The 21290-nt window shown below is 41.2% G+C and carries 38 protein-coding genes; 7 read left to right on the top strand and 31 right to left on the bottom strand.

All coding sequences use genetic code 11. From position 1 onward, the window contains the following. Positions 1 to 195: 195 nt before the first annotated feature. From ltrA to QUB44_RS24835, 6 genes are all read left to right on the top strand, one after another. Positions 196 to 1857: a group II intron reverse transcriptase/maturase gene (gene ltrA / locus QUB44_RS24860; RefSeq protein ID WP_333371685.1), complete on the top strand. Its 1662-nt coding sequence runs from the start codon at positions 196 to 198 to the stop codon at positions 1855 to 1857. Between the two features lie 184 nt (positions 1858 to 2041). Further along, positions 2042 to 2644 (top strand): GIY-YIG nuclease family protein, encoded by a 603-nt coding sequence (locus QUB44_RS24855; protein ID WP_333371682.1) that lies wholly within the window; start codon positions 2042 to 2044, stop codon positions 2642 to 2644. A 173-nt stretch (positions 2645 to 2817) separates the two neighbouring features. Beyond that, entirely contained in the window at positions 2818 to 3021 is a 204-nt protein-coding gene (locus tag QUB44_RS24850; RefSeq protein WP_333371681.1) for a hypothetical protein, read from the top strand. A 374-nt stretch (positions 3022 to 3395) separates the two neighbouring features. Beyond that, positions 3396 to 4259, top strand: a complete 864-nt coding sequence (locus tag QUB44_RS24845; protein WP_333371679.1) for a hypothetical protein — start codon at positions 3396 to 3398, stop codon at positions 4257 to 4259. Between the two features lie 28 nt (positions 4260 to 4287). Then, a complete protein-coding gene (locus QUB44_RS24840) occupies positions 4288 to 4851 on the top strand; it encodes a Pycsar system effector family protein (protein ID WP_333371677.1) in 564 nt (187 codons plus the stop codon). 84 nt (positions 4852 to 4935) lie between these two features. Beyond that, on the top strand, positions 4936 to 5739 hold the full coding sequence (locus QUB44_RS24835; protein WP_333371676.1) for an adenylate/guanylate cyclase domain-containing protein: 804 nt from the start codon (positions 4936 to 4938) through the stop codon (positions 5737 to 5739). A 143-nt stretch (positions 5740 to 5882) separates the two neighbouring features. Here QUB44_RS24835 and QUB44_RS24830 read toward each other — a convergent pair whose 3' ends face one another. The 12 genes from QUB44_RS24830 to QUB44_RS24775 form a co-directional block, all read right to left on the bottom strand. Then, positions 5883 to 6140: a hypothetical protein gene (locus QUB44_RS24830; protein ID WP_333371673.1), complete on the bottom strand. Its 258-nt coding sequence runs from the start codon at positions 6138 to 6140 to the stop codon at positions 5883 to 5885. Beyond that, positions 6115 to 6657, bottom strand: coding sequence for a heavy metal-responsive transcriptional regulator (locus tag QUB44_RS24825; RefSeq protein WP_333371671.1), 543 nt, complete (start codon positions 6655 to 6657; stop codon positions 6115 to 6117). The genes QUB44_RS24830 and QUB44_RS24825 overlap by 26 nt, the downstream gene beginning before the upstream one ends. 10 nt (positions 6658 to 6667) lie before the next feature. Continuing rightward, positions 6668 to 6940, bottom strand: a complete 273-nt coding sequence (locus QUB44_RS24820; protein ID WP_333041301.1) for a thioredoxin family protein — start codon at positions 6938 to 6940, stop codon at positions 6668 to 6670. 863 nt (positions 6941 to 7803) lie between these two features. Continuing rightward, complete coding sequence (locus QUB44_RS24815) at positions 7804 to 8172, bottom strand: DUF7694 domain-containing protein (protein WP_333371669.1); 369 nt, start codon at positions 8170 to 8172, stop codon at positions 7804 to 7806. Positions 8173 to 8205: 33 nt separating this feature from the next. Beyond that, entirely contained in the window at positions 8206 to 8442 is a 237-nt protein-coding gene (locus QUB44_RS24810) for a hypothetical protein (protein ID WP_333371667.1), read from the bottom strand. Between the two features lie 57 nt (positions 8443 to 8499). After that, positions 8500 to 8754 (bottom strand): hypothetical protein, encoded by a 255-nt coding sequence (locus QUB44_RS24805; RefSeq protein ID WP_333371666.1) that lies wholly within the window; start codon positions 8752 to 8754, stop codon positions 8500 to 8502. 32 nt (positions 8755 to 8786) lie between these two features. Further along, on the bottom strand, positions 8787 to 9176 hold the full coding sequence (locus QUB44_RS24800) for a hypothetical protein (protein ID WP_333308637.1): 390 nt from the start codon (positions 9174 to 9176) through the stop codon (positions 8787 to 8789). A 17-nt stretch (positions 9177 to 9193) separates the two neighbouring features. After that, complete coding sequence (locus QUB44_RS24795) at positions 9194 to 9418, bottom strand: hypothetical protein (protein WP_333041309.1); 225 nt, start codon at positions 9416 to 9418, stop codon at positions 9194 to 9196. 311 nt (positions 9419 to 9729) lie between these two features. Then, positions 9730 to 9963, bottom strand: a complete 234-nt coding sequence (locus QUB44_RS24790; protein WP_333371663.1) for an HNH endonuclease — start codon at positions 9961 to 9963, stop codon at positions 9730 to 9732. After that, positions 9953 to 10288 carry a hypothetical protein gene (locus tag QUB44_RS24785; RefSeq protein ID WP_333371661.1) on the bottom strand — a complete coding sequence of 112 codons (336 nt, stop codon included), beginning with the start codon at positions 10286 to 10288 and terminating at the stop codon, positions 9953 to 9955. The genes QUB44_RS24790 and QUB44_RS24785 overlap by 11 nt, the downstream gene beginning before the upstream one ends. A 35-nt stretch (positions 10289 to 10323) precedes the next feature. Continuing rightward, positions 10324 to 10647 (bottom strand): hypothetical protein, encoded by a 324-nt coding sequence (locus QUB44_RS24780; RefSeq protein WP_333371659.1) that lies wholly within the window; start codon positions 10645 to 10647, stop codon positions 10324 to 10326. A 115-nt stretch (positions 10648 to 10762) separates the two neighbouring features. Continuing rightward, the gene (locus tag QUB44_RS24775; protein WP_333371656.1) at positions 10763 to 11140 is read right to left on the bottom strand and encodes a hypothetical protein; all 378 of its coding nucleotides are present in this window, start codon (positions 11138 to 11140) and stop codon (positions 10763 to 10765) included. A gap of 103 nt (positions 11141 to 11243) precedes the next feature. On the opposite strand from QUB44_RS24775, the gene QUB44_RS24770 reads away from it, so the two are divergent. Further along, positions 11244 to 12011: a hypothetical protein gene (locus QUB44_RS24770; RefSeq protein WP_333371654.1), complete on the top strand. Its 768-nt coding sequence runs from the start codon at positions 11244 to 11246 to the stop codon at positions 12009 to 12011. A 79-nt stretch (positions 12012 to 12090) separates the two neighbouring features. Here the strand turns inward: QUB44_RS24770 and QUB44_RS24765 are convergent, their stop codons facing one another. The 19 genes from QUB44_RS24765 to QUB44_RS24675 form a co-directional block, all read right to left on the bottom strand. Beyond that, entirely contained in the window at positions 12091 to 12366 is a 276-nt protein-coding gene (locus QUB44_RS24765; RefSeq protein WP_333371652.1) for a hypothetical protein, read from the bottom strand. A 10-nt stretch (positions 12367 to 12376) separates the two neighbouring features. Beyond that, positions 12377 to 12859 (bottom strand): DUF1822 family protein, encoded by a 483-nt coding sequence (locus QUB44_RS24760; protein WP_333371650.1) that lies wholly within the window; start codon positions 12857 to 12859, stop codon positions 12377 to 12379. A 38-nt stretch (positions 12860 to 12897) separates the two neighbouring features. Further along, positions 12898 to 13650, bottom strand: coding sequence for a hypothetical protein (locus QUB44_RS24755; RefSeq protein ID WP_333371648.1), 753 nt, complete (start codon positions 13648 to 13650; stop codon positions 12898 to 12900). Between the two features lie 165 nt (positions 13651 to 13815). Then, entirely contained in the window at positions 13816 to 14427 is a 612-nt protein-coding gene (locus QUB44_RS24750) for a hypothetical protein (RefSeq protein WP_333371646.1), read from the bottom strand. An 81-nt stretch (positions 14428 to 14508) separates the two neighbouring features. After that, positions 14509 to 14859 carry a hypothetical protein gene (locus tag QUB44_RS24745; protein ID WP_333371644.1) on the bottom strand — a complete coding sequence of 117 codons (351 nt, stop codon included), beginning with the start codon at positions 14857 to 14859 and terminating at the stop codon, positions 14509 to 14511. 27 nt (positions 14860 to 14886) lie between these two features. Continuing rightward, complete coding sequence (locus QUB44_RS24740) at positions 14887 to 15276, bottom strand: hypothetical protein (RefSeq protein WP_333371642.1); 390 nt, start codon at positions 15274 to 15276, stop codon at positions 14887 to 14889. Between the two features lie 35 nt (positions 15277 to 15311). Then, on the bottom strand, positions 15312 to 15512 hold the full coding sequence (locus tag QUB44_RS24735) for a hypothetical protein (protein ID WP_333371640.1): 201 nt from the start codon (positions 15510 to 15512) through the stop codon (positions 15312 to 15314). Between the two features lie 46 nt (positions 15513 to 15558). Continuing rightward, positions 15559 to 16119 carry a hypothetical protein gene (locus QUB44_RS24730; protein ID WP_333371638.1) on the bottom strand — a complete coding sequence of 187 codons (561 nt, stop codon included), beginning with the start codon at positions 16117 to 16119 and terminating at the stop codon, positions 15559 to 15561. 41 nt (positions 16120 to 16160) lie between these two features. Beyond that, positions 16161 to 16445, bottom strand: coding sequence for a hypothetical protein (locus tag QUB44_RS24725; protein WP_333371636.1), 285 nt, complete (start codon positions 16443 to 16445; stop codon positions 16161 to 16163). A gap of 81 nt (positions 16446 to 16526) precedes the next feature. Beyond that, a complete protein-coding gene (locus QUB44_RS24720; protein WP_333371634.1) occupies positions 16527 to 17123 on the bottom strand; it encodes a hypothetical protein in 597 nt (198 codons plus the stop codon). Between the two features lie 96 nt (positions 17124 to 17219). Beyond that, a complete protein-coding gene (locus tag QUB44_RS24715; protein ID WP_333371632.1) occupies positions 17220 to 17891 on the bottom strand; it encodes an MT-A70 family methyltransferase in 672 nt (223 codons plus the stop codon). Position 17892: 1 nt separating this feature from the next. Continuing rightward, on the bottom strand, positions 17893 to 18276 hold the full coding sequence (locus tag QUB44_RS24710; RefSeq protein WP_333371629.1) for a hypothetical protein: 384 nt from the start codon (positions 18274 to 18276) through the stop codon (positions 17893 to 17895). Positions 18277 to 18281: 5 nt separating this feature from the next. Beyond that, a complete protein-coding gene (locus tag QUB44_RS24705) occupies positions 18282 to 18512 on the bottom strand; it encodes a hypothetical protein (protein ID WP_333371627.1) in 231 nt (76 codons plus the stop codon). Positions 18513 to 18593: 81 nt separating this feature from the next. Continuing rightward, positions 18594 to 18890 carry a hypothetical protein gene (locus QUB44_RS24700; protein WP_333371625.1) on the bottom strand — a complete coding sequence of 99 codons (297 nt, stop codon included), beginning with the start codon at positions 18888 to 18890 and terminating at the stop codon, positions 18594 to 18596. Positions 18891 to 18955: 65 nt separating this feature from the next. Next, positions 18956 to 19372: a DUF1257 domain-containing protein gene (locus QUB44_RS24695; protein WP_333371623.1), complete on the bottom strand. Its 417-nt coding sequence runs from the start codon at positions 19370 to 19372 to the stop codon at positions 18956 to 18958. Between the two features lie 156 nt (positions 19373 to 19528). After that, positions 19529 to 19870: a hypothetical protein gene (locus QUB44_RS24690; protein ID WP_333371620.1), complete on the bottom strand. Its 342-nt coding sequence runs from the start codon at positions 19868 to 19870 to the stop codon at positions 19529 to 19531. 162 nt (positions 19871 to 20032) lie between these two features. After that, on the bottom strand, positions 20033 to 20407 hold the full coding sequence (locus QUB44_RS24685; protein ID WP_333371618.1) for a hypothetical protein: 375 nt from the start codon (positions 20405 to 20407) through the stop codon (positions 20033 to 20035). A 93-nt stretch (positions 20408 to 20500) separates the two neighbouring features. Continuing rightward, the gene (locus QUB44_RS24680) at positions 20501 to 20908 is read right to left on the bottom strand and encodes a DUF6876 family protein (RefSeq protein ID WP_333371616.1); all 408 of its coding nucleotides are present in this window, start codon (positions 20906 to 20908) and stop codon (positions 20501 to 20503) included. A 59-nt stretch (positions 20909 to 20967) separates the two neighbouring features. Then, positions 20968 to 21276: a hypothetical protein gene (locus tag QUB44_RS24675; protein WP_333371614.1), complete on the bottom strand. Its 309-nt coding sequence runs from the start codon at positions 21274 to 21276 to the stop codon at positions 20968 to 20970. Positions 21277 to 21290: the final 14 nt, after the last annotated feature.

Below are 21290 nucleotides of genomic sequence, written 5' to 3'. Positions count from 1 at the left end.
TGTGAAAATACCCGCATTATTTTGAACTGGATAAATGCAATTCTGGGAAATCGTGGGCGAAATGAGAGAACCTAAAACTACAAAATAACTCAACAGAGGAACGAATAAAACTGCTCTTTCAACCTTCAATTTTAGAAGATTAACTTTTCAAATTGTGGACTCCTTAAATAAGGGTTAGCGGGTAGAGCTGGTAAGATGTACTCAAAAATTCAAGAAATAAGGACTCTTGGACAACTGGGTACGGTTTACATAGAAAATGTTCATTCAGGCGTAGAGAATGTTATGGCAACGGAGTTAAATCCAGTTGATAAATGGAAATCAATTCCTTGGCGCAAGCTGCGGAAAATTGTGTTTCGCCTACAAGTGAGAATATTCAAGGCTCAGAAGAACGGTAACGTGTTCCTAGTGCGTAAGCTTCAGAAACTTTTATTAAGCTCCAGAGCAGCGAAATTGCTTGCCATAAGGCAAGTGACACAGTTAAATACTGGACGGAAAACCGCAGGGGTGGACGGAAAGAAAGCCCTCGAACCCTCACAAAGACTGGCACTATTTGAAGTGTTAGTTAAGAACTGGAAGCAATGGAAACATCAGCCCCTAAAGCGAGTGTACATCCCCAAAGTAGACGGAACTAAAAGAGGACTAGGAATCCCGACCATTAGCGACAGAGCATATCAATGTCTCATCAAATATGCCTTGGAACCAGTAGCAGAAGCTACGTTCAACGCTCATTCTTATGGGTTTAGACCTAGCAGAAGCTGCCATGATATTCAGAGACAATTATTCAATAATCTAAACTCTAGCAGTAATGGGTTAGAAAAAAGAATTTTGGAATTGGATATTGAAAAATGTTTCGACAAGATTGACCACAAATTCTTAATGCAATCAGTCCAACTACCAAAGGCAGCAAAACAAGGGGTATTTCGGGCAATAAAAGCTGGAGTCAGAGGAGAATTTCCTTCATCAGAATCCGGTACGCCCCAAGGTGGAGTTTTCAGCCCATTACTAGCAAATATAGTCCTTCACGGATTAGAGAACGTTGGTCATGAGGTCAGATTAAAAATCAGAAATGGTGGCAGATATATAGACACTATTACTGGATTTCGTTATGCGGATGACGTTGTGTTTATTCTGAAACCAGAAGACGACCCTGAAACCCTCCGAGGACACATTGATAAATTCTTGGAAACAAGAGGATTAAAAGTTAAAGAAGCCAAAACCAAAGTCGTACATAGTACAGATGGTTTCGACTTCCTTGGGTGGAACTTCTCAGTTAAACCCAATGGTAAATTCATTTCAACACCAAGTCAAAAAGCTACAATTAGCATTAAGGCAAAAGTTAAAGAAGTGATAAAAGATAGTCGTTTCACTCTCGAACATCGAATCAACAAGTGTGGTTCGGTAGTAAGAGGGTGGAGAAATTACCATAGATTCTGCGATATGAGTCAACACAACCTGTGGTCACTGCGCTATTGGTTATGGAAATTCATTCGGAAACAAGGAAGATATAATCGTTATCAAACCAATAAGGTTATAAAAAGAGCAATTCCTGCAGTTAGTTGGTCAGCCTGCAAGTTTGTCATTGTCAAGGGAGATAAATCACCCTATGATGGCGATTTTGTTTACTGGTCAAAACGAGAGAATGCTCACTACGATGGGATAACGGCACGACTTCTCAAGAAACAGAATCACAAATGTACAGAATGTAATCTATCGTTGATTTCAGGTGATATTGCAGAATTACACCATATCGACGGCAACCATGACAATTGGAAACCTATAAATTTGGAAGTTCTACATCGTGAATGTCACCAGCATCAGACCGTTCATGGTCAGGTGAGAGTCCGAACAGCGGGTTAAACCCGACTTATTAGGTGTCAGACTAGGAGCCGGATGCAGTGAAAGCTGCACGTCCGCGTTCTGAAGGAGAGGTGTCCCGTGGTAACACAGGCATCGACTCTAATTAACTGAGAGGTGCTGGGGATAATACCCCACATCGACTCAAACAGAGTACGGCGCACAGGACTACGGCATTCCCAAAGACTTGGTAAACTTTCGGTGGCAATTGAAAGGATTGCTAGAGTCGGAGGGCGATCGCTCTTATCAATTCACCGACTTGGGTAAAATCCCCGTCGGCGCGCTTCCCCTGGCGCTGTTCAACAAAGTCCAAGAACCTTTGCTGCTGTCGGAGCTGGCTTCATTGGAAGGTTCTGTAGAGATTGCTTTATCTGCGGGGTTATCCTGCTTAGAAGAACGGCGGGCTGATTTGCTGATTTATCGAGCACAGCTTCGTCGGATTTTGGTGAACGCGCTCTATTTTCTGGAAGTCAAAGCTGACGAAAGCTGCTTCTATAAAATTGGGGTGACAACTCGATCGATCGAGGAACGCATCGCGGAAGTGCAGCGGGATGTGAAAGCGCATTACTCGGATGTGACTGTCAACTTGCTGGGACTGTGGGAACACCGGGGCAATGTGGAACTGTACTTCAAGCATCGGTACAAAGCTTTTAATTACCGCATTGGGAAACTGACGGAGTATTTTGCGTTTCCGAACGTCAAGGCGGTGCTGAATGATTTGTACGGGATGGAACCCAAAGTGCTGAGTGATGTTGAGTTGGAGGCGATCGGCAACTGGGGTAGGAAGTGAAGAAGTGCGATCGCTCCCAACACCTCAGTTTTGAGGAAAACCGAACCAAATCCCAACACCAACCCGTGCCCCAAATCTCGAATAGTGCGATCGTCAAACAACAACCTAGACGAACGCCACCTCCGATTTTAAATTTAGCTTCAGGGAACTAAGGCCCTGGGATGTCTGTGGCTATGGTTGAGACTGGAGGCGATCCCGGTCATGAAAGAGTCCGCCACACCTATGAAAAGGTGGGCTTTGAGCTATTCCCAGTTGCCAGATACTTCAAGAAGCTCGCTTGTGCAGATGTTAAGTCTCAAGGTTTACTTGGTTATAGAGGGGCGATCGCGTCGCCCAATCGAGTCATGTTTGGTTTCACGTTATCTAGTGATTTATAAGCAAGGACGTGACAGGCTCAACCCAACCTACAGCGAGGGGCGATCGAACTCATTCCATTACTCCGCCTTGGCGACTGCTATACAGAGTTAGCCCTCAAGTTATCAGTAGGGCGTAATTGAATACTTGGTACTGATACAAGGTTTCTGCTTTTTTGAATTAATTAGTGCAGCAGTGATTGAGTAAAAGAAATAAAAAGACTGTGAATTAGGTACGAAAAACTACGTTTGGCGCATTTGTCCAATAAAGTTCGGTAATCCGCACTAGCTGTAATATTTTGGGCTTGGTTACAGTTTAACCATAGTATATTTTTTCTCTATGACGATATAGAGCTTTAGTTTCATTTGTAAGTGACCCTTGAAACAAGCAATTGCCAATGCTTGAGGAATTTATGAGCTTATTCGATGATGTAAAAAATGTTTCCTTTCGAGAAGATTCCACGGTAGAAGGTAAGATGCCACTTTCTATTGAGAAAATAATTGAGAAGGAACTAAACTATTTTAGTCAAAAAGTATCCATAACCCATCGCAAACAAATCCCAGATACGCCTCAAATACCAATTGAGAATCCTACTACCTGGTTAAAAATTCCAGATATTATTTGCTGTTTCGTAGACATGGAGGGATCTACAAAACTTAGTGCTGGGTCACATGATGAAACCACTGCACAAGCTTACAGACTTTTTACAGAAACAGCAATCCGAATCTTCCATGACTTTAAAGCAGCATATATTGATATTAAGGGAGATGGGGTTTTTAGCCTATTTAATAGAGGTCAATCTTATTCAGCCCTCGCTGCAACTATTTCATTCAAAACATTTGTTGATGATCATTTTACACCAAAAGTTAAAAAGCTTACTGATCAGGATATTGGTGGTCATTTTGGAATTGACCAAAAGACTGTTTTGGTTCGCAAATTTGGTTTAAAAAGTTATCAGAGCAGGACAGATAGACAGAATGAGGTTTGGGCTGGAAAACCTGTGAATATGGCAGCGAAATTAGCTAGTCTGTCTACAGCTAATACACTTTGGGTTTCAGAGAGATTTTTCTCGAATCTTAAAGACGAGAGAGCTATTTACTCTTGCGGCTGTCCCCATGGCGAGAAGATCGAACTGTGGAAAAAGGAGGATGTTTCAAATGACAGTCGGTTTGATTTTGATACTGCTTATAGTCTAGGTAGTAATTGGTGTGAAAAACATGGTAAATCTTTCTGCTCAAGTTTGATAGAATTAGACAGTTAAGATAAGCTTTATTTCTGGTTTTATGATAATGACCGAGAAACTCCTCTGTATTTTCCAAATAGTCAACGATTGGCTCAAGTTTGCTGAAGCGAAAAATGCAGTTCTATTGGCATTTTGCAGTGCTGCAATTACTGCTATTATCACTTATCTCAGTACAGCCTCAACCATACCGATTTTTTTTCAGTATGGTCTATTAATTTCAATATTATTACTGTGCATCAGTTCGCTAATTTGCTCTTTATCTTTTCTTCCCAAGACTGATATAGAGCATTTTGTTTGGTCAAGAACAAAATCAGTTAGAAACTCTAAATCTTCACTTAAAGATAGTGATAATTTTTACTTCTTTAATAACCTTAATAAATATGATTCTAATGATTTATTAGAGGCGATGAATCGATTATATTTTGAAGGTACAGTACAAAAACCTTATAGAAAGGAAGATTTAGATATAGCAAGTCAAATTACTATCAATTCAGAGATAGCATCAACAAAATTTAGGTTTTTTAGGATAGCCTTATGGCTGCTAATCTTTTCAATTTTTATTGTTCTTATTTCACTGGTAATCGCTATTTTAATATATCGCAAGGTATAAATTTTGACACAAGTTAATGTTGCTTAGACGCATGAAGCTCAGAATTTTTGAAGTATTTAATCATTAAGCCTGAAGGTGTAAAATATGGTTTTTTATCGTTATAACTCTCTGGAAGATTACCTAATATCTAATCCTCTTACAGTGGATGGTCAACTAGACGATGGATGGGGTGCCAGTTTCCCTGTAAAAGGTACGGAAATAGAAGCCACTATCCTATATTCTGATATCTCCTATTTTTCAGCAAGAACCTTAGAGCTGTCTTCAACAGAAATACTAATCTTTGTCAACAACTTTTTTGCTTGGATTACGGCTGAAGCTCTTCGAGAAACTCATGGAATCGTTGACAAGTATATAGGTGATGAGATCATGATTGTTTTCTCTAAAGAATTTGGTTCTAACGATCCCTTTAAAGAGGCAGTAAACGCAGCTAGATGGATGAGCGAACATGATGCACTTGATTTCTGTCCTCATATAGGAATTGCTAGTGGACTTGTTACAGTTGGATATGTAGGTACACCTCTCAAATACAGTTGCTCTGTGTTTGGAACTCCTGTCACTTATGCTAATCGATGCACATCGGTGACGCCTGAAACTGAGAACGTTGGTAAAAGTAGGATTGTGTTCCGAGCTAGTGAATGGAAAAACAGAAGTTTTGAAGAGGTTGTTCCGCCTGTAAAAGATATTTATCCAGATGGAGTAGAGAAAGAAAGGCCTTCTAGCTGGAAGCTCTTAGAGCCTAGAACACTGGATTTAAAGAATATTGGAAAATTAGAGGTTCGAGAGCTTGTCAATAATTGTGTGTATTTCCCTGAAATATCAATGGAAGAACGTGCAAAAGAATCATTAAAGCTACTGCGTCAAGCAGGTTTTTATCGACCATTATCATAAGTTTTTGAGGCTAAATTTGATACGCGATCAATGCTTGGAAAGTAAAGTGTACCCCTAGATTATAGTTTGAAATCTGATGCAAGCGATCGCATTCTATCGTTCAACTTACTTTTGTAGAGAAAGGAAAGTCTTAGAACTGCCTACTAAAACACAATCAAATCGTCTGCCAATTTGAAGAATTTAAATTTTTTCACTTTGGAGACACGGAATGCTGGGAATTTATGCTGCAAACAATCAGAGGGGATTTGTTGTGAAATCTCGAAGACTGCAATCAGTTCCGCGATCGCCACCAACACCTCAATTTTTGGGAAACTAAACCCAAACCAAAACCTCAAAACCTCCACCGTGCCCAAAATCCCTGAGTGCGATCGCATATCAACGCTTAAGACGCTCTTTAACAACTGTTTCGCTGGTAATGTTTCGGGGGGTATCGTTTTCTTGCTCAATCAGCCGACAGATTGTGCTACCACAGATGACATTGTTCGGTGTGGTTGACTCTTCTTCAACCAAAGCCTCAATTTTTGAATACCGATTAGCCAAATCCTGGCGAAATTCAACCATTTCCTCAATACGGCACTCCAACTCATCTAGATGCTGCTTTACCATTGCCTTAAGGCTTGCACAGGGAGGAATACCTTGGGCGCTGATGTCAATGAGCTTTTTGATCTCATCTAGGGAAAGTCCGAAGTGCTTAGCTTTTTGAATAAACCGCAGACGTTCTAACGCTTCTTCTGAATAGATACGATATTGTGACTGTGTTCGCTCAGGTGGCTTGAGTAGTCCCAAGCGTTCGTAATAGCGAATCGTTTGAGTGGGGAGATTTACTTGCTTGCCCAAATCACCTATCAATAGACCTTGTTTCACTTTCGTACCATCTCCTTTGTTGTGGTGATGGGGAAAGATAGTTTCCTTCCCCATACTTGCTCTATCATTGCCCAATGCCAGCAGCCACAAGTGCTTCGCGGGATACTGGAGTCTGGTTGGAGCAGCACTCAGCAAGCTTGCCATTTACAACAACAGCAGGGACGCGGTGAATGCCGTACTGGTTTGCTTTCTCACGGCACTCATTAGTAGCGCAACCCTCGCGTAGGTCGTACACCTGCACCTCGCAGTTCGGGCAGGCTAACTCCCTCACCAACTTAACGGTTTCATCACATAAAGGACACCCAGCCGTAAAGACTTCGACTATACGCTTTGCCATCTCAAACTTCTCCTTTTGAACTCTGAAACTAGCCTAAACCCTATACCCGACTTCAATGTCAAGGGGCTGGGAAAATTTTTTAGGCGTTGCTTAATCAGGGTATGAATCAACTTTTCGCTTGATGTTACAGAACTCACCATACTTGGCTTATAGCAATTGGGAAATCTTGAATTCATACTTGTATTCAGCAACGCCCGAAATCCCTCCGGTGCATTGGGATTGCCCAGAATGTTGCTTCACCGATCGTCCAACCCCGGTACATTCCCCGGCAACAGGCGATCGGCATCAATTACAAAAACTGCATTTCTATTGGGCATTTGAAAGCTCCTATTGCTAGGGTAAAGTTCAACTGGTCAATGTTATCTAGGCGGTGTCGAGGTCAGCCACACTGTCTAAACCCAAATCGGACGTTTAATGACTGACAGCAGAGCCGAGAACTGTTGAAGCATTCTCGGGTGCTGTGACCTGGATAAGGTAGCTCTCAAGGAACTTAGACGGGTCAACTATGGACTTGATTTCTCAAGCCCTCACTAGAATCTAAGATTTAGTCATGGGTCGTTGACGTTGCTGACTCCTTATTATTTAAGGCCCAGTTTACTGCTTCGTTGAAAGCTTCGTCAGTCGGCTCAGCTAAGAAACCGATCGAACAGAGCCATTTTAGTTGAATGTCTCGTCCGCCACGACAGATTTGCGTGTTATTCGTGCTATGACAAATGTGTTGCCCATTCCCCATCAAGTTTTCGTAGTATATTGCCAAATCTGATGGACAGAGGGGTAATGGTTTTTCACCACTAAACGGACAAGTTTTGCATGGTTTATCTTGAACCGGGTAGGTTCTCATGTCATTTGGATCGAGTGTCATTTTAGATGGTTCCTAGTTTGCGAAAGTCGGGAATTGGTCGTTGATCAAGGCATTGATAGAGATGCAGGCAGAACTCATGAACATTCACCCATTCCGATCGAGGAGGAAGAATTTGAATTGCCAAAGCCTCTGCACCTAAGAAAATCTCTTTGACTTTGACCAAATCTATCCAGGTCGGAACTGATTTCTTCCGAGACAGTGAGAGATGAACCCACCAAAGACCGTCTTTTTCCATGCAGCAAGAAATTATTACAATCAAACCGTCGCGACTTTTATAAGCTCCGCCATCATCACCGATCGCCTGCACTGACCAATTACACGGCAATTCTTCAGCAGTGGGGGGATTCCATTCAACAGTTTTAGGTTTCATAACAGTGCCGGGAGCGACCCGGCTATGCGCTGATTAGTAAGAAATTCCGTTGGGTGGCAGGTGTGAACTAACGACAGGACTGACCAAATCGCATTCAGATCTTTCGATCGCCTGATGAACTTCACTCAATGCCTGAATAGCATCTGCCAAACCTAATTCACTGACAAAGTGATCACTGTTGGCTAGCTCATGATATTCAGGCTGCTTCAGCAACAGACGCAGTGTTTCTTCAGTGCCTGCAATGATTAACTTGATTTGTTCGACTGACATTGCCATAAATCTGACTCCTTAACTGATTAAACTCATCAACTCAAAGCGAAGCATTCACTAATCCCGATAGAGCTTAACCGGGACGATCGAATTAACCTGAGCATCTTCAGAAATACGATTCTCTTCAGCTAAGCGTTGTTCAGCAGCCGATCGAGTATCGAACAAATAAGCATCTTCAAATTCTTCAGTCCATCTTCCTAGAGTTTCGAGCAACCAATAAACGATGCCATATTCAGTAGCATGACCAACCCAATAACTCGCCTGGAGAATCGCAAACTTGATTTCAAACTTATCAGACTTAGGCTGAGACATAATTTAAGACCGGGAGCGACCCGGCAATCCTGCTATTCACTACACAATTGATAGGCAAATACTAAGCACAGGATGAAATTGCTTTCCAATCCGTAGCCTTCCCAACGACTATTTCTTACTCCAACAATGTGACGGCATCGCTTAAGCCATTCAACACCGCCTCGTTTGGTAATCTCTTCAAACAGTCGCGGATGCTGTTGTAATTTGCACACAATGATTTCCGTCATAATCTCGATCGATTCCTGCAGATCACGACTTTTGTACTTTTGATATGCAGATTCAGCATCACGGAAATTCACGCCTCTGAATGTTACCGGGTAGCGATTTTTGATGTTGCCCTTTCGGAACGCTAGCTCTGTGGGATTGGTCAAAGCTGCACCAATTCCAATATCAGAGCCAGACCAAATATTAATGCCTTCCATCTACTTATCAGCTCCAGCTAGATAGACTGAGCGATTTGATAGGCTTGTTGATAGAGTGGATCATTACTCTTTGGCTGCTGACCTTCTTTTTGATCGCTGACGGCTAAAACTACTTTGATTTTCTGAGTTTCAATCTCTGAAGGGAGTGTTTGATTGTGGTAGTAATAGTTGGCAGAAGTCTGGAAAAAGGTAGGGAGATCGGCTTCATATTTCAGAAAGCGAACTAATTGTTCTAAGTTCATAGCATTGAAAGAAACAACACTACCTTACAGCGAAGCATTACTGAAGAATTACTGTGACTTTTGGCGGTTGCCTTCTAGTTCTTCAATTTGAATGCCGATCGGATAGGACTCTTCATTGTATTCACGCCCGATATTGGTCAACTTCGGTTTGTCCAGTTTCAGTCCCTTGAACACCAGTAAACAAAGGACTGGTCAAAGCTGTTACGAGGGCCAAAGCTGTTGTGACGGTCAGAACGATGTGTTGTCTTTTTATGGAAATACCCAAAATGGTTTACTGGAACTGGAATAACTTATTTGAGCAAGCTGTTGATTTAAAGCCACAAATCGCCTACTTGAATCAGAGCTCGATCGGCTTCAAGTTTCTGTCTCAGAGAACGGACATGGTATCGTCCGTGAACAGAAGGACTAGAACAAATCACCAGGTTTTCTGGCGAGTTATTAGATATGTCCTCGTCCAGGTGATGAACAACTTCACCGGGTCTGAGTTTACGATCGAGAGTTTGTTCCGCCACCACCCGATGCAGATACACTGTTTTATAGTTCATAGTGTTGTTGATTGAAGTAAACGGGAAATACGGCTAGCGCTTTGCTCAAATCGAATGGTTCAACTTCAGTTTGCTGACGAAGTGTTTCAAGCCAAGCAACATCGAGAGCAAATATTCCAGCGATTCTGGATATCACCCAGTCATACTCATCCGATCGCACATCGACTCGATTATTTTCTATTTTTGATAGCAGGCAGCGGTCGATCGTCTGAAAACTGTCTGACGGTACAATCAGCAATTTACACAAGTCTTTCTGGCTAAAACCGTGCTGTTGTCGAGCATTTTTAATGGTTTTGCCTAACGTTATCTTGCTTTGGTCGTACATGATAAGAATTCTGGGAGCGACCCAGATATGCGCTTTTAAAGTGTTAGATGCCCAAATTGTTCATTTGCTAATTTGAGGATTTTCTCAATTAGTTTATCTCTTTGTGCCTCAAATTCTGCATGAGGCAGTTTGGTTAGCCGATGTACTTCGGAACGTGACCATCGGCTCTCAGAGTCATATCCTTGATCGCCACTCATTACTACAATCTCAATTGATGTAGTTTTTGGCCATTTGGTAATTTGCAGATGATACTCGCTCCAATCATCGTGACTATTAAGCTGGCGAGTTTCTTTTGTGTATTTTACCAATTTGCCATCTTTACCTGTCCAAGTACCATTTTCTCTGTCGAACTCTAGCATTATTTTACCTCCATCTCAAACCCTCACAAGCGAAGCAAAATCTTACTATTTGCTAGAAACATTACTAGAAACATTACCAGAAACATTTCTAGAAACAAGAAACAAAAAACCGTTATTATATCAACCACCAATTTAAAGACTGAATCAATTGTGTAGCTGTGTTAATGACTTGAGTAACGCTCGACTTAGAAATAATCGGAGTATTTGATAAACCTAATTCAGAAACAGCATCAAGACAAGCACTTTCCCAAGCACTATCCTTGTTTAGAAAGAGTTTGATTGGAGTTAAGCCGATCGTCACATACTTTTGTCGAGAGAAGCAAATCAATTTCTCTGCTTTGCCCGTTAAAAATTGGGGGGCAACGACTTCATGATTGACCTCACAAGGTACGAGCTGACCTTCACCGTTAATCCATGAAGCTTCTTCAATTACAGGACATATTCTAAGTTGCTTTTCGACTTCTTGAGGTATTGAAAAATCTGGGCTGTGCATAATACGATCCGCTAAATCACTACTTTAGGGCGAAGCTGATAATGTTCGCTAAGTAAAGAATAGCGTTAAAATAGAATAATATTGAGTTTCAAAGTGAGAAAATATGGGCGAAGCGAAACGGAGACGACAAAAAGCAGTAGGATTTGGATTTAAACCTGAGTCTGAAAGTTTAATTATTGGATGCTATCTTGCTCCAGCAGTAATAAGTGATCGACATACAGTTTACTTAGGAATCAGGAGAAAGAACTGTAATGTAGTAAGCAGCACACCGTTGTCTGTGCATACAAAAGTAACAGATGCTTTCCAAGTTCTGACAAACTGTAACAAACTCTTGAAGAAATGCTCTTTTTCAATGAACCAATCAGATGAAAAACTTTTTGAGTTATTCAAGGAAATGCTACTGTCTGAGTACGGAAATCATAGTGAGCAAGGCGATCGATATCAAGTATCAGGGAACATAGATGCTTTCTATGCCTGGATGAACCAAGGCAACTACCGAGATAAGAATAATCCACCGCCAGGGGTGACAATTACCCATTTAACATCGGTAGTTAGGAAACGCTACAGAGTTTTTAGCACTCCGATGAAAGAAGAATCAGCTAAATTCTATGGAAATCCTGAAGATAACTCGGTATTTCATGTAGGCGAAAGCTTTGATCGTCCCATTGCCGGAACCCAAAACGAAATGTTTATCTGGGAAAGCTATGTAACCGCAGCATTTTTCGCTGATTACCTGAATGACCATGATCAAGATTCCCTGAGCGCTGAAGATGCCCACAGACTGACTCATGAGGTACAAGATTTCATGAATCAGGAGCGCTCCTCTTCGAGGGCTTCGCTAACGCCGGGAGTTACATTACAACGCGCTTGACGGGGCGCTACTCCCGTCACTGCGCTGCTGAGTTTATACCTTGGGTATACTTCGGCTATACCCAAGGCACGGGGTTTCATTACCAATTCATCATTCTGCAAACAGATTGCCAATCCAGATCGATTTCTTCAGCAGTGAGATGAGCGATGGCACCCGCCAAGGAAGCTGTAGTGCCAAGATAAACGCCCTCTCTGTCGAATCGGAATTTATCTTCAAGTTCACATTCAGCTTTACCGATTGCTCCAGCAAAATCATCCTGTTCTGGCGGGGGGCAGTTAACTATCCAAACCGATTGAGGTCGATCAGGCTTGGGCTTCTCTGCCAAAGACATCATCAAAGTTTTTAAAGTTGCCATTGTTCTCTCCTTAAACAGTTTGTAATTGAATAGCTTCCAAATAGTCAGATAAGCGGTCAAATGGCTGAAGGTTGGTAACGGAAATTTCGACAGTATCGCCGTGGATGTCGGTAGCCGGGAGAAAGCCCAAAAGTTTGACCTTTTCTACTGACCCAGGTAATTCAACAAAGATATAAGCAATGCGATCATCTTGGGCTGGAACAATAATTCGTGTTTCTCCTTCATCAATTCGGCAGCATTGAATTTTTCCGATTCCGGGCAACATTACGTCAGCCAATTCTAAAGCTGATTCAATTCCCACAGTCCAATCATCATCTTTATCTATCAGGGTTTCAAAGTTCATCCGCCCTAGAAGATAATTCACTGCCCACACTGTCATTGTATTGTAGAAAATTTTCAGCCCATGTTGTAGGTTTGCTTGTTCTGAGGCATAACCTAAAGCTAAATTGTAGACTTGCTGGTCGATCGGGAATTCCATCAAATTGTCTTTCATTTTGTGTAATTGAGAAATCACACTCTGAAAGCGAAGCATTATTCCATTACTAAATCTTCAAATGAAGAGGCAATTAGTTCTTCTAAACTCTCTTCAAACCAAGGAAGCAAACTATAATAAATGCCTTGGCTTAACAATCTCGGCTCAATATTGCTAGGAAATTTGCTCCTAATTACTTCTCTCTGATAGGCTAGCGAAATATCATAGTAAGTTTGGCAGTAGTAAACAAAGTTCAAGATTATTACTCTTCTGAGCTTTTCGGCTGACAGAATTTGTACTAAGTAGTTCATTGAATCACTTAAAGTTTTTCGGTTGCCTTTAGCCCATTCCCAATCTTGAACTTGAGAGAAGGTGATATAGCTATAGCCTCCCGTAAAATACCATTTCTTTTTGCCATACAATGTGTGTATGTAGGCAAGAAGTTTTTGACAAGCTAATCGTAAACTATCTATTTTACTGTCATTGTATAGCACTCTATATCCAACAAGATACCATCCTAAATCATCAGTCACTAAAGTATCATTTAACATTGAAGAAACGCTAATTTTTCCAGCACTTTTTACTGTTGGGTCGATCGATTTATCTTTCAAAAACTGAACCATCAAATCAAAACCAGGCTCACCATATTTGCAAGCTTCAGACATGGCACCAATTTGTGATGCTAGATGAGATGATGCTAAACGGCTCCTGACACCGGGTAGACCTCCGAGCACCGCAGCGCCTTCGGGAACCAAGACTTGACTGCCGAGTACCGCATCATATTCTCTAGGGTTTTGTTGTTGGTCTAACATTATTATTACCTGTTTGTCTTGTTGTGGAAAATGAGCTATACTGAACTTACTTCTGTTTTGTTGATTCACCAACCACCCCGGATGAAACAGACAACAAGACAGTAAGATACAGAACTAAAAGCGCTAAAAACTTATGCGACTAGCGCTTTTTCATTGGCATTAGGATTAGACTAGCTGACCGACGATCGACCTAACTTGTGTTGAATTTAAGCAAGCTAAATTATCAGCATCAATCATGGAAAGAATGACGAATAAACCCCGCAATTCTATGCCAGTTTTGGTGATATAGCTCAAGTTATCGTTAGAGTTTTTGTTGGCAAATATGACAGCACTCCGATCGATAAACTCGTTTTCAATTTGTTCGACATTGGTAGCATGAGTTCCAATCAATTCCGACAAGTTAAGTTTAAACCGAGAAGATTTACGAATGTCAAAGCCTGTAGGTGACACCAAAATGTAATAGGTGTAGGTATCATTGCCGTTGGCGCAGCCCTCGGAGAGGATCGAATATTTCACTTTGGGTCTACCAGTTACTGTTTCTGTCGGAACTGATTTGATATCAACCCCGCCATTTTGTAAACCCAAAATGATTTGATTGACATATTCTGCTGATAAATTACCTAATTGAGCCCCGATTTCTTCAGGCAACAAAGGCGGAGATTTCTTGAGAAGGTTATAGACACTTCTGGCAGTGTACAATTCGGGCCAGGGCAATGAGTCTCGCCCAGATATTTCGATCGCATACTGAACAATTCGACGATAGAGATTGATATCCATTTAGGTTGACCGTTGATGTTTTCTTGACTCCGAAATGACTCATGCCCTGGTTCTCGTTCTAGACACAGGGCATGATTGTTGCTAGCGTGGCTGTAAGGGATAGATTTTGCTTTCTTTTTTGACAATTTCTAGCTGTTGCTGAGTCAAGAGACAGAAATCTTCAATTTGGGTATCGAGTGCCACAATCAAAAGCTGTCCCTGAAGAGTAGTTCCATCAGGAGTAAGTAAAGTTGGTTGACAGGCTTTCAGTAAGAACTCGTCATCACACAGAATAGCGATCGACGGGTCAGAATAGCGCCGATAAACCCCTTCAAAGAAAGCTTGTTTACCGGGAATGCCTACAAGGTTTTGAATTTCTTCGATCGTTGGCATTGCAGTTGCTTCTACCTCTTGAATTCCTGTTGAGTTGATTAAAGCGTAAAATTGTGACATCTTGGCTCCTGTAAATGTTGCTGTAAATCAATCAATATCCCATAGCGAAGCACTGAAATCGTGTTCTGGCTTGACTGGTTTTGGGTACAATTTCAGTTCTTCTTTGACAAGTTTGGCTTGGCGGACGTTAAGTAAGCACAAATTGTCTGGTGATTTATCAGTTGCGAGAATTAGTACCTGACCACAAACAATATCGCCATTCTGTGTCAGACAAGTTGGCTGAAGTTCTTTCGATACAGCGTCAGCATCACAAAGCATGACGATCGAAGTATCAGAAAAACTCAACTCTTCTACTATTTGGAAATTCGCTGGCACTGCTTCACTACCAATTACTTCGTTAATCTCTGCGATCGTCAACATTTCACGAGTGGTATAAACTTCTACCTCTTGCTCTGTGACTAAAATGTAGTAAGGCATGGGTTAAAACTGGGAGCGACCCAGTAATTACGCTACTATTCGATCGGAATTCCAAGCAACACTTTGGCAGCTTCAGTATTTTCGGGTAAAACGTAGAGGCAAAACTTGCCTTGATAAACGTAAAACTCTAGTTGATGAGTCATTTGCTTCATAGAAGAAACAACTCTATGAAGCTGATTCAACGGAAAATCAGCTACTTTCTGCAATCCGGCAATATTTGTCTCAGGTGAAGCCATTTTTAGAACTGAGAGCGACCCAGTAATTACGCTATATCTGAAATCATTAACGACGTTTGAAAATGTAGACTTTCTCATCCAACATCCGACGATAAATTCCCTCTCTCGAATAGAACCAATCTCGGATAATTTCTTCGATATTTAGATGCTTCCAGCTAAGATTGTTGCGTTTTAACTGTGAATCAAAGGCTTCTTGGGTAAGAATTTCTTTGATAAAATCTTCAGTGCGATCGAAACAACCTCTGTAATCTTCTCCAAAGTTTTTCAAGATTTCTGGTTCTTGCCGATGCTCGTAGAAGGAGAAATAGACACAAAATGGCTTGCCATATTTGACAATTCCTTTACCTACTTGTGCGATAAATGGTATTGGCATTTCTGGTGTCATCAGAAACTCAACGCTGTGAAAGCGTTGAAATGAACTAATTTTGACAGAACCATTAACTGAAGCCTGAATGTAGTCAATATTTTGCTGCATTTCAGAAGCGTTGATAGCATCAATCCAAGTACCCTGGAAAGAACCTTCTTGTTGAAGATAAATTCGGGGTACATCGGATTGTTCATTAGTTGGGAAAGGTAAATTAATCAAAGGCTCAGAATTCGATCGCATGATAGTTATCAACTGGGAGCGACCCAGTTATTACGCTATTCCTAGTTTACGGGGGCTTTTTCTGTAGCTCTACACAAATTACTAACTGCTTCGAGATGTTCCTCTAAAACATAGACTCTAAAAGCACCTTGTTTCCAGAGTGCTTCAGGGTCGAACGGATGAAACTTTATTAGGTATTGAAACTCACTATTTTTCAGTGCAGTTTCGATTGATTCATGCTGATATGCAAAGAAATCACTTACAGTAATAAATCCGTTTTCAGTGGTGTCTGGCAATTCATTAGATTCGGATTCTGTCGTTCTGCAGTCGTTATCAAGGTTAGTCATGATGGTCAATACGAGAGAACAAATCAATACCTTTCTGCGAAGCACTAACCCAGAGACTTAAGTTAACTCCAATTGCTTCCATCATCGTTTGTACTTTCCTGAAAGTGTGTAGTAAGCAGTTGTTGTTTCATCTTCATCGGCAGTCAAAGTTAACCGAAACACAGAGTTATTCCATTTGTAGATTTCGGGAGCTTTGAATGCTATTAAGTCAGTTTTGAATGCTGTAAACCAGCCCTCTCGGCAAGCGTCGTACATCCGCAAACATACGATTACTTTTCGATCGTAATCTTTGATTAGGTAGCGTTTGATGCCTTGCACTAGACGAAATTCTGAGAGTTTTTCTAGTTCTTTTTTGGCAAAGTCAAAGCCTGTATCACCGAAGTAAGTTGCTCGTTTCTCATCATAAAACTGGTCATCAAACGGGATAAACCTTGGTATATCCCACATTTCAGGATTTGAATTAGCTAAATCATGAGTTCTGTACAAATAACCTACTAACTCGGTTCCGTCACCGGTGAACTGTGTAACCTCCATTTCCCCGAGCAATTTCAGGACTTCGATATAAGTTTTCGAGACAATTTCTGGAGAGTTTTCAGCAGCCAGATAGCGATATTCCTGGGCTCGAACAATGTAGCTGTCCTCGTCAATCGTTACAACTTTTATGGAATCATCAAGCATGATGGTAAATAGGAGAAGACAAATCAATATCTCAAAGCGAAGCACTAATGGAGAAATTTAACCCTAGTAATTCCGCTGAAAACTAGGGTTAAGTCATCAAACTAAAGCATTAGGCAAGTTAGCTTCAGCACCCCAGGCATCCCAGTTAGGGCGTTGTTGCCGAGCGAATAGTTCAATCCTTGACGGCTGCGATAACTTGCCCAACCTCTCAGAATTTTCCAGTCTCTGACCAAGACTGTTTGCAAGAACCCAAAACTCTTCAGGTTTCCTTGAATGTTCCTGGCGACGCGCACGAATGATGTTAGGAACATTGGTCAGTCCGAGTGTACTCATGCTAGGAGCATTACCCTTTGTTCCTACCAATAAGTGCTCGGTACAGTTGCGACCATAATGTCCCATTCCCATGTGGGGTTTTCCAGCGATCGTCACCTTCTCCCAAGTGAATGTACTTTTATGTTCATATCCCCACGCTAGGAGACATTTGAAGGCTAAGAATTGGTGATTGTTGGTTGTCCACAGAAGGATGTATGAATCATCCGCTCCGATCGCACCGATCGGCATATCCAAAATCTGCTGGTCAGTCATCGCAGGATACGGACACCGCCCCCGGTGGCTGGGATCTGTTTCTCTTAAATGGAAATCCCAAGGCGGGTCCGCAACTATCAGCCGATAATCTTTGCAAGGAACCGGGGGCAGATTTGGAATTAGAGTGATGGCGATCGATAGTTTCAGTTGTCCAACTGTGTCATGAGCTTTGTAACTTTTCATCCTAATTTCTACTTTTTCTTGAGGTTTGTTTCGATGCTTGCTGTTTCCGTTTCTCTTGTTCAGCCTTTTCTTTGTTGATAACTAATCCGTTATAGAAAAGTTCCTGTGCTTGTCTAATTTTCACAGTATTTTTATTGAGAGCTTCAGCAATCAAATACTGGAGAATTTGCACCGAACTTTGACCATCTAATCCCGTTACATTTTGAACAAGTTGAGAACCAATGGCAATATATGCTAATTCAAATTCTGTAGCGCCTACTAAAACTTTGACTGCAAATTGTTGTAAAGTCCAGTTATTTAATCGAGCCGTTTCAAAGACTTTATCAACCTCTTTTTGAATTCTTGCAGCTTCGTCTATTACTTGTTGTTCTCTGTCAGTATCCATGATGTTCACCCCAATTTCTTTACTTCTGAAACTTTGATACTTCGTAAAGCACAGCCGTATATCTCGATATAGATATAGGTGATGATTTGACCTTGACCTTCGATCGAATCTTGAGCTGTTTTACGATTGAATAGGAAAAACATTCCCCACCAGGTCAAAATCATTGGCGGTTCCTGCAAAACTTCTGCTGTCAGATTTGGTTCATCAACGACTTCTAGTATGACAATGTGTTTCATTCTGGTAACTATTTCATTGAGAGGAAAACAGTTAATCTTAACTGCTTTCCTCAAACCTTAAAAGCGAAGCATTGATGTAAGTTAAGTTAACTCTTGATACTTAACTAATCCCTCAACCAGAACGGTTAGAACTGCTTGGAGTGTGTCTAAATTCCCGAAGATAGTAGCAGTAACCATTTCATCAATATGGGGTTTTCCTGGCAAACCTGTAACGGTTTCTAGCAAGAAAGTTGAGAAGGCTACATAGTTAACTTCCTGTGAAACCGTATGATTCCAAACTTCGATCGCAAAGTCTCTGATACTCAAACCTCGTTGATTTGCACTATCCACAAGTTGATTGAAATTATCTTTCATTTCTTGACTAATTTGTTGAGACATTTCTGTTTCCTCATGCTACTTTCATCAATTCCTTATGGCGAAGCTGTCACCGATTAACTATGGATTTAACACCATTTACCAGCAACTATGATAACTTCACCATTTTCTTCAGTTTGAGACTCAATATTGAACCCTTGACTCCTTAATGCTGCTAGAGTAGTTTCCCGTGCATACCAGGGTAAAAGTTCCTGAAGAAATTGCTTGGCAGCATACAGGGAACCATCACGAGTTAAAAACTCATATTCCTCTGTGCCTTCTATCAATTTAAAGCCAAAGTCATAACCACCCTGATAGCTTTGTTTGCGCCGAATAACAAACTCTGCTAGCTTACTGTTGCCGAAGGGGTCATGGATCTCGGTGTTTGTTTCGAGATAAGCTCCAGCAAGAATTCCATTAAGACCCGATCGAATCATCTCCTCAAGAATTTCCTGTAGGACGATCGGATTCTTGATTTGTGTGCGAATTACACTTAAATGTGACATCTTCTAAATCTCCTAAAAGTTCTGAAAGTGGACGAGAAAAGTACCGGGCAGCAGCAAGAATTTTTGAACTGCATTTCTCACATTCATAAGTTCTGCCATTTAGTAAAGGATTGAGACAATTGGGGATTTTACAGTTCATTTCTCTCCTTTAATTCCTTAGATTAAAGTTTCATCAAAGGTCTTTTTTTGTTCACCATCAACCTCAATTTCCTTAACGTTGGAATAAAACATCATCTGTATTCGCAAAGGTACGTTACTACCTATGCCAAGCTGATTATGCAGCCAGCCAACGCAAGGCGATCGAATCGACTTATGACAAGTCATCACCGTAATGTTTTTGCATTGAATCTGAGAAACATTCCCTGTTTCATCAGCGATCGTCTCGCGTAATGCTTCATGAGTTTTAACGCAGTAGTTGGGGATATCAGCTACGGTTACTGATTTTTTCCACGGACAGTTTTGGCATTGTTTGGTTTGAGTCAGGGTGAGTTTCTTCATTAATATTTGACAGAAATTACTCGATGCGCTACGCGCCCGCAAGCTACGAATTCGTCTCTGATAATTTTGGGACTGTGGTGAAACATCATTCCACAGTCTCGGCAAGTGTAATATCTCAAGTATCCTAATTGACCCAGCAACTGTAGCTGACCGCTACAGATTTTACAGTTCAATTTCGCCATTTCCGTTATCCTCTTTCAGGGTGTTGTTGATAATTAAACCTTGATTAATTAAATCAACTGCCCAGCCTACGATCGAAGCATCTTTTTCAGCAGTTCCTTTCGCTAGAAATTGCAGAAATTGCAGTAATTCCTCTCCTAGAAAAGTTGTGCTGTGGTGAATCATGCGACAGGCAATTGCAGCATAAGGTTTGCTTTCTAACATTGCCTTTATCCAAATTTCAGTTGCAAAGTCAACAGTTGTGACCTGATTAGCAATTGCTTCAGCAAAAATACTGTTAACTTCTGCCTGCAATTGTGCCAGTTGTTTATGCTTTTCTTGGAGTGTACGATCGGAACTTTGTTCGCTAGCGGTCATTTGATTTGCTCCTAATATTGGTTGAGTGATGTAGTGCGAAACTCTGTCCAGTCTCCAAAGTAGGGGGACTGGACAGGCTTCTAAGGCTTAATTTTAGCTTGGCAAGATAAGGACTCTCTCTTGTAGAAAAAGCTTGATTTCTTTCAAGGGAAAATCGGTATAGGGTATCTGCTGAATAATTGCAGGTGTAACTCCGAGTTTTGGCGTATCTTCCCAACAAGTCAAAACAGCATCATTGTTGCCTTTGGGTTTAATAAATTCATGCTCTTTGCCAACATGAAGGAACCAAAGTTGAAACTCAGTTAGTCGCCGAATTCTCCTCGCTTTGGGTTGATGGGAGGCGATCGCATCAATCAACCAGTAAGCTTGAGCATTGTCAGCCAAGTATTTGACTCCATCGGTGTAATTGATTCCAAGGAAATGTCTGTAATATTGCTCACTTCCACAAAAGTGTTGCAAATTCTTGGTCAGTGTTTCAGCATCCATCTTTACTTTTGACATAAATCTTACTCACAAAATGAAGAAATCACTTCCTTACAGCGAAGCATTACACGAATATTTCACTTTTCTTTTTCTTCTAATGTTTCTTCTAATTTATTTTCGATCGCAAAGGCAAGAATACCGATCGCATCTCTCATCGCTGCTTCATCTCCCTGTTTAGAACGCAGAATCAGTACAGGAATCTGACTTTTATCTGGAAACACCTCATTAACCATGATTAGAGCATTGGCATTACCAGCGAGAGCAGTTGACCAAATAACTGAAGCGAATGCCCAATTATTTATTACTTCTTTTTTGCCTTCTTCAGTATCAATGACTTCGATCGTTGCGAGAGGATGAACATAATGCTGAAATTCTTGGTTCTGCATATTTTTGGTTTAGT

The sequence above is a fragment of the Microcoleus sp. AT3-D2 genome (assembly GCF_036705715.1).
Lineage (GTDB): Bacteria > Cyanobacteriota > Cyanobacteriia > Cyanobacteriales > Microcoleaceae > Microcoleus.
Note: the sequence above shows the minus strand (reverse complement) of the source record. Positions and strands in the feature narration are given on the sequence as shown.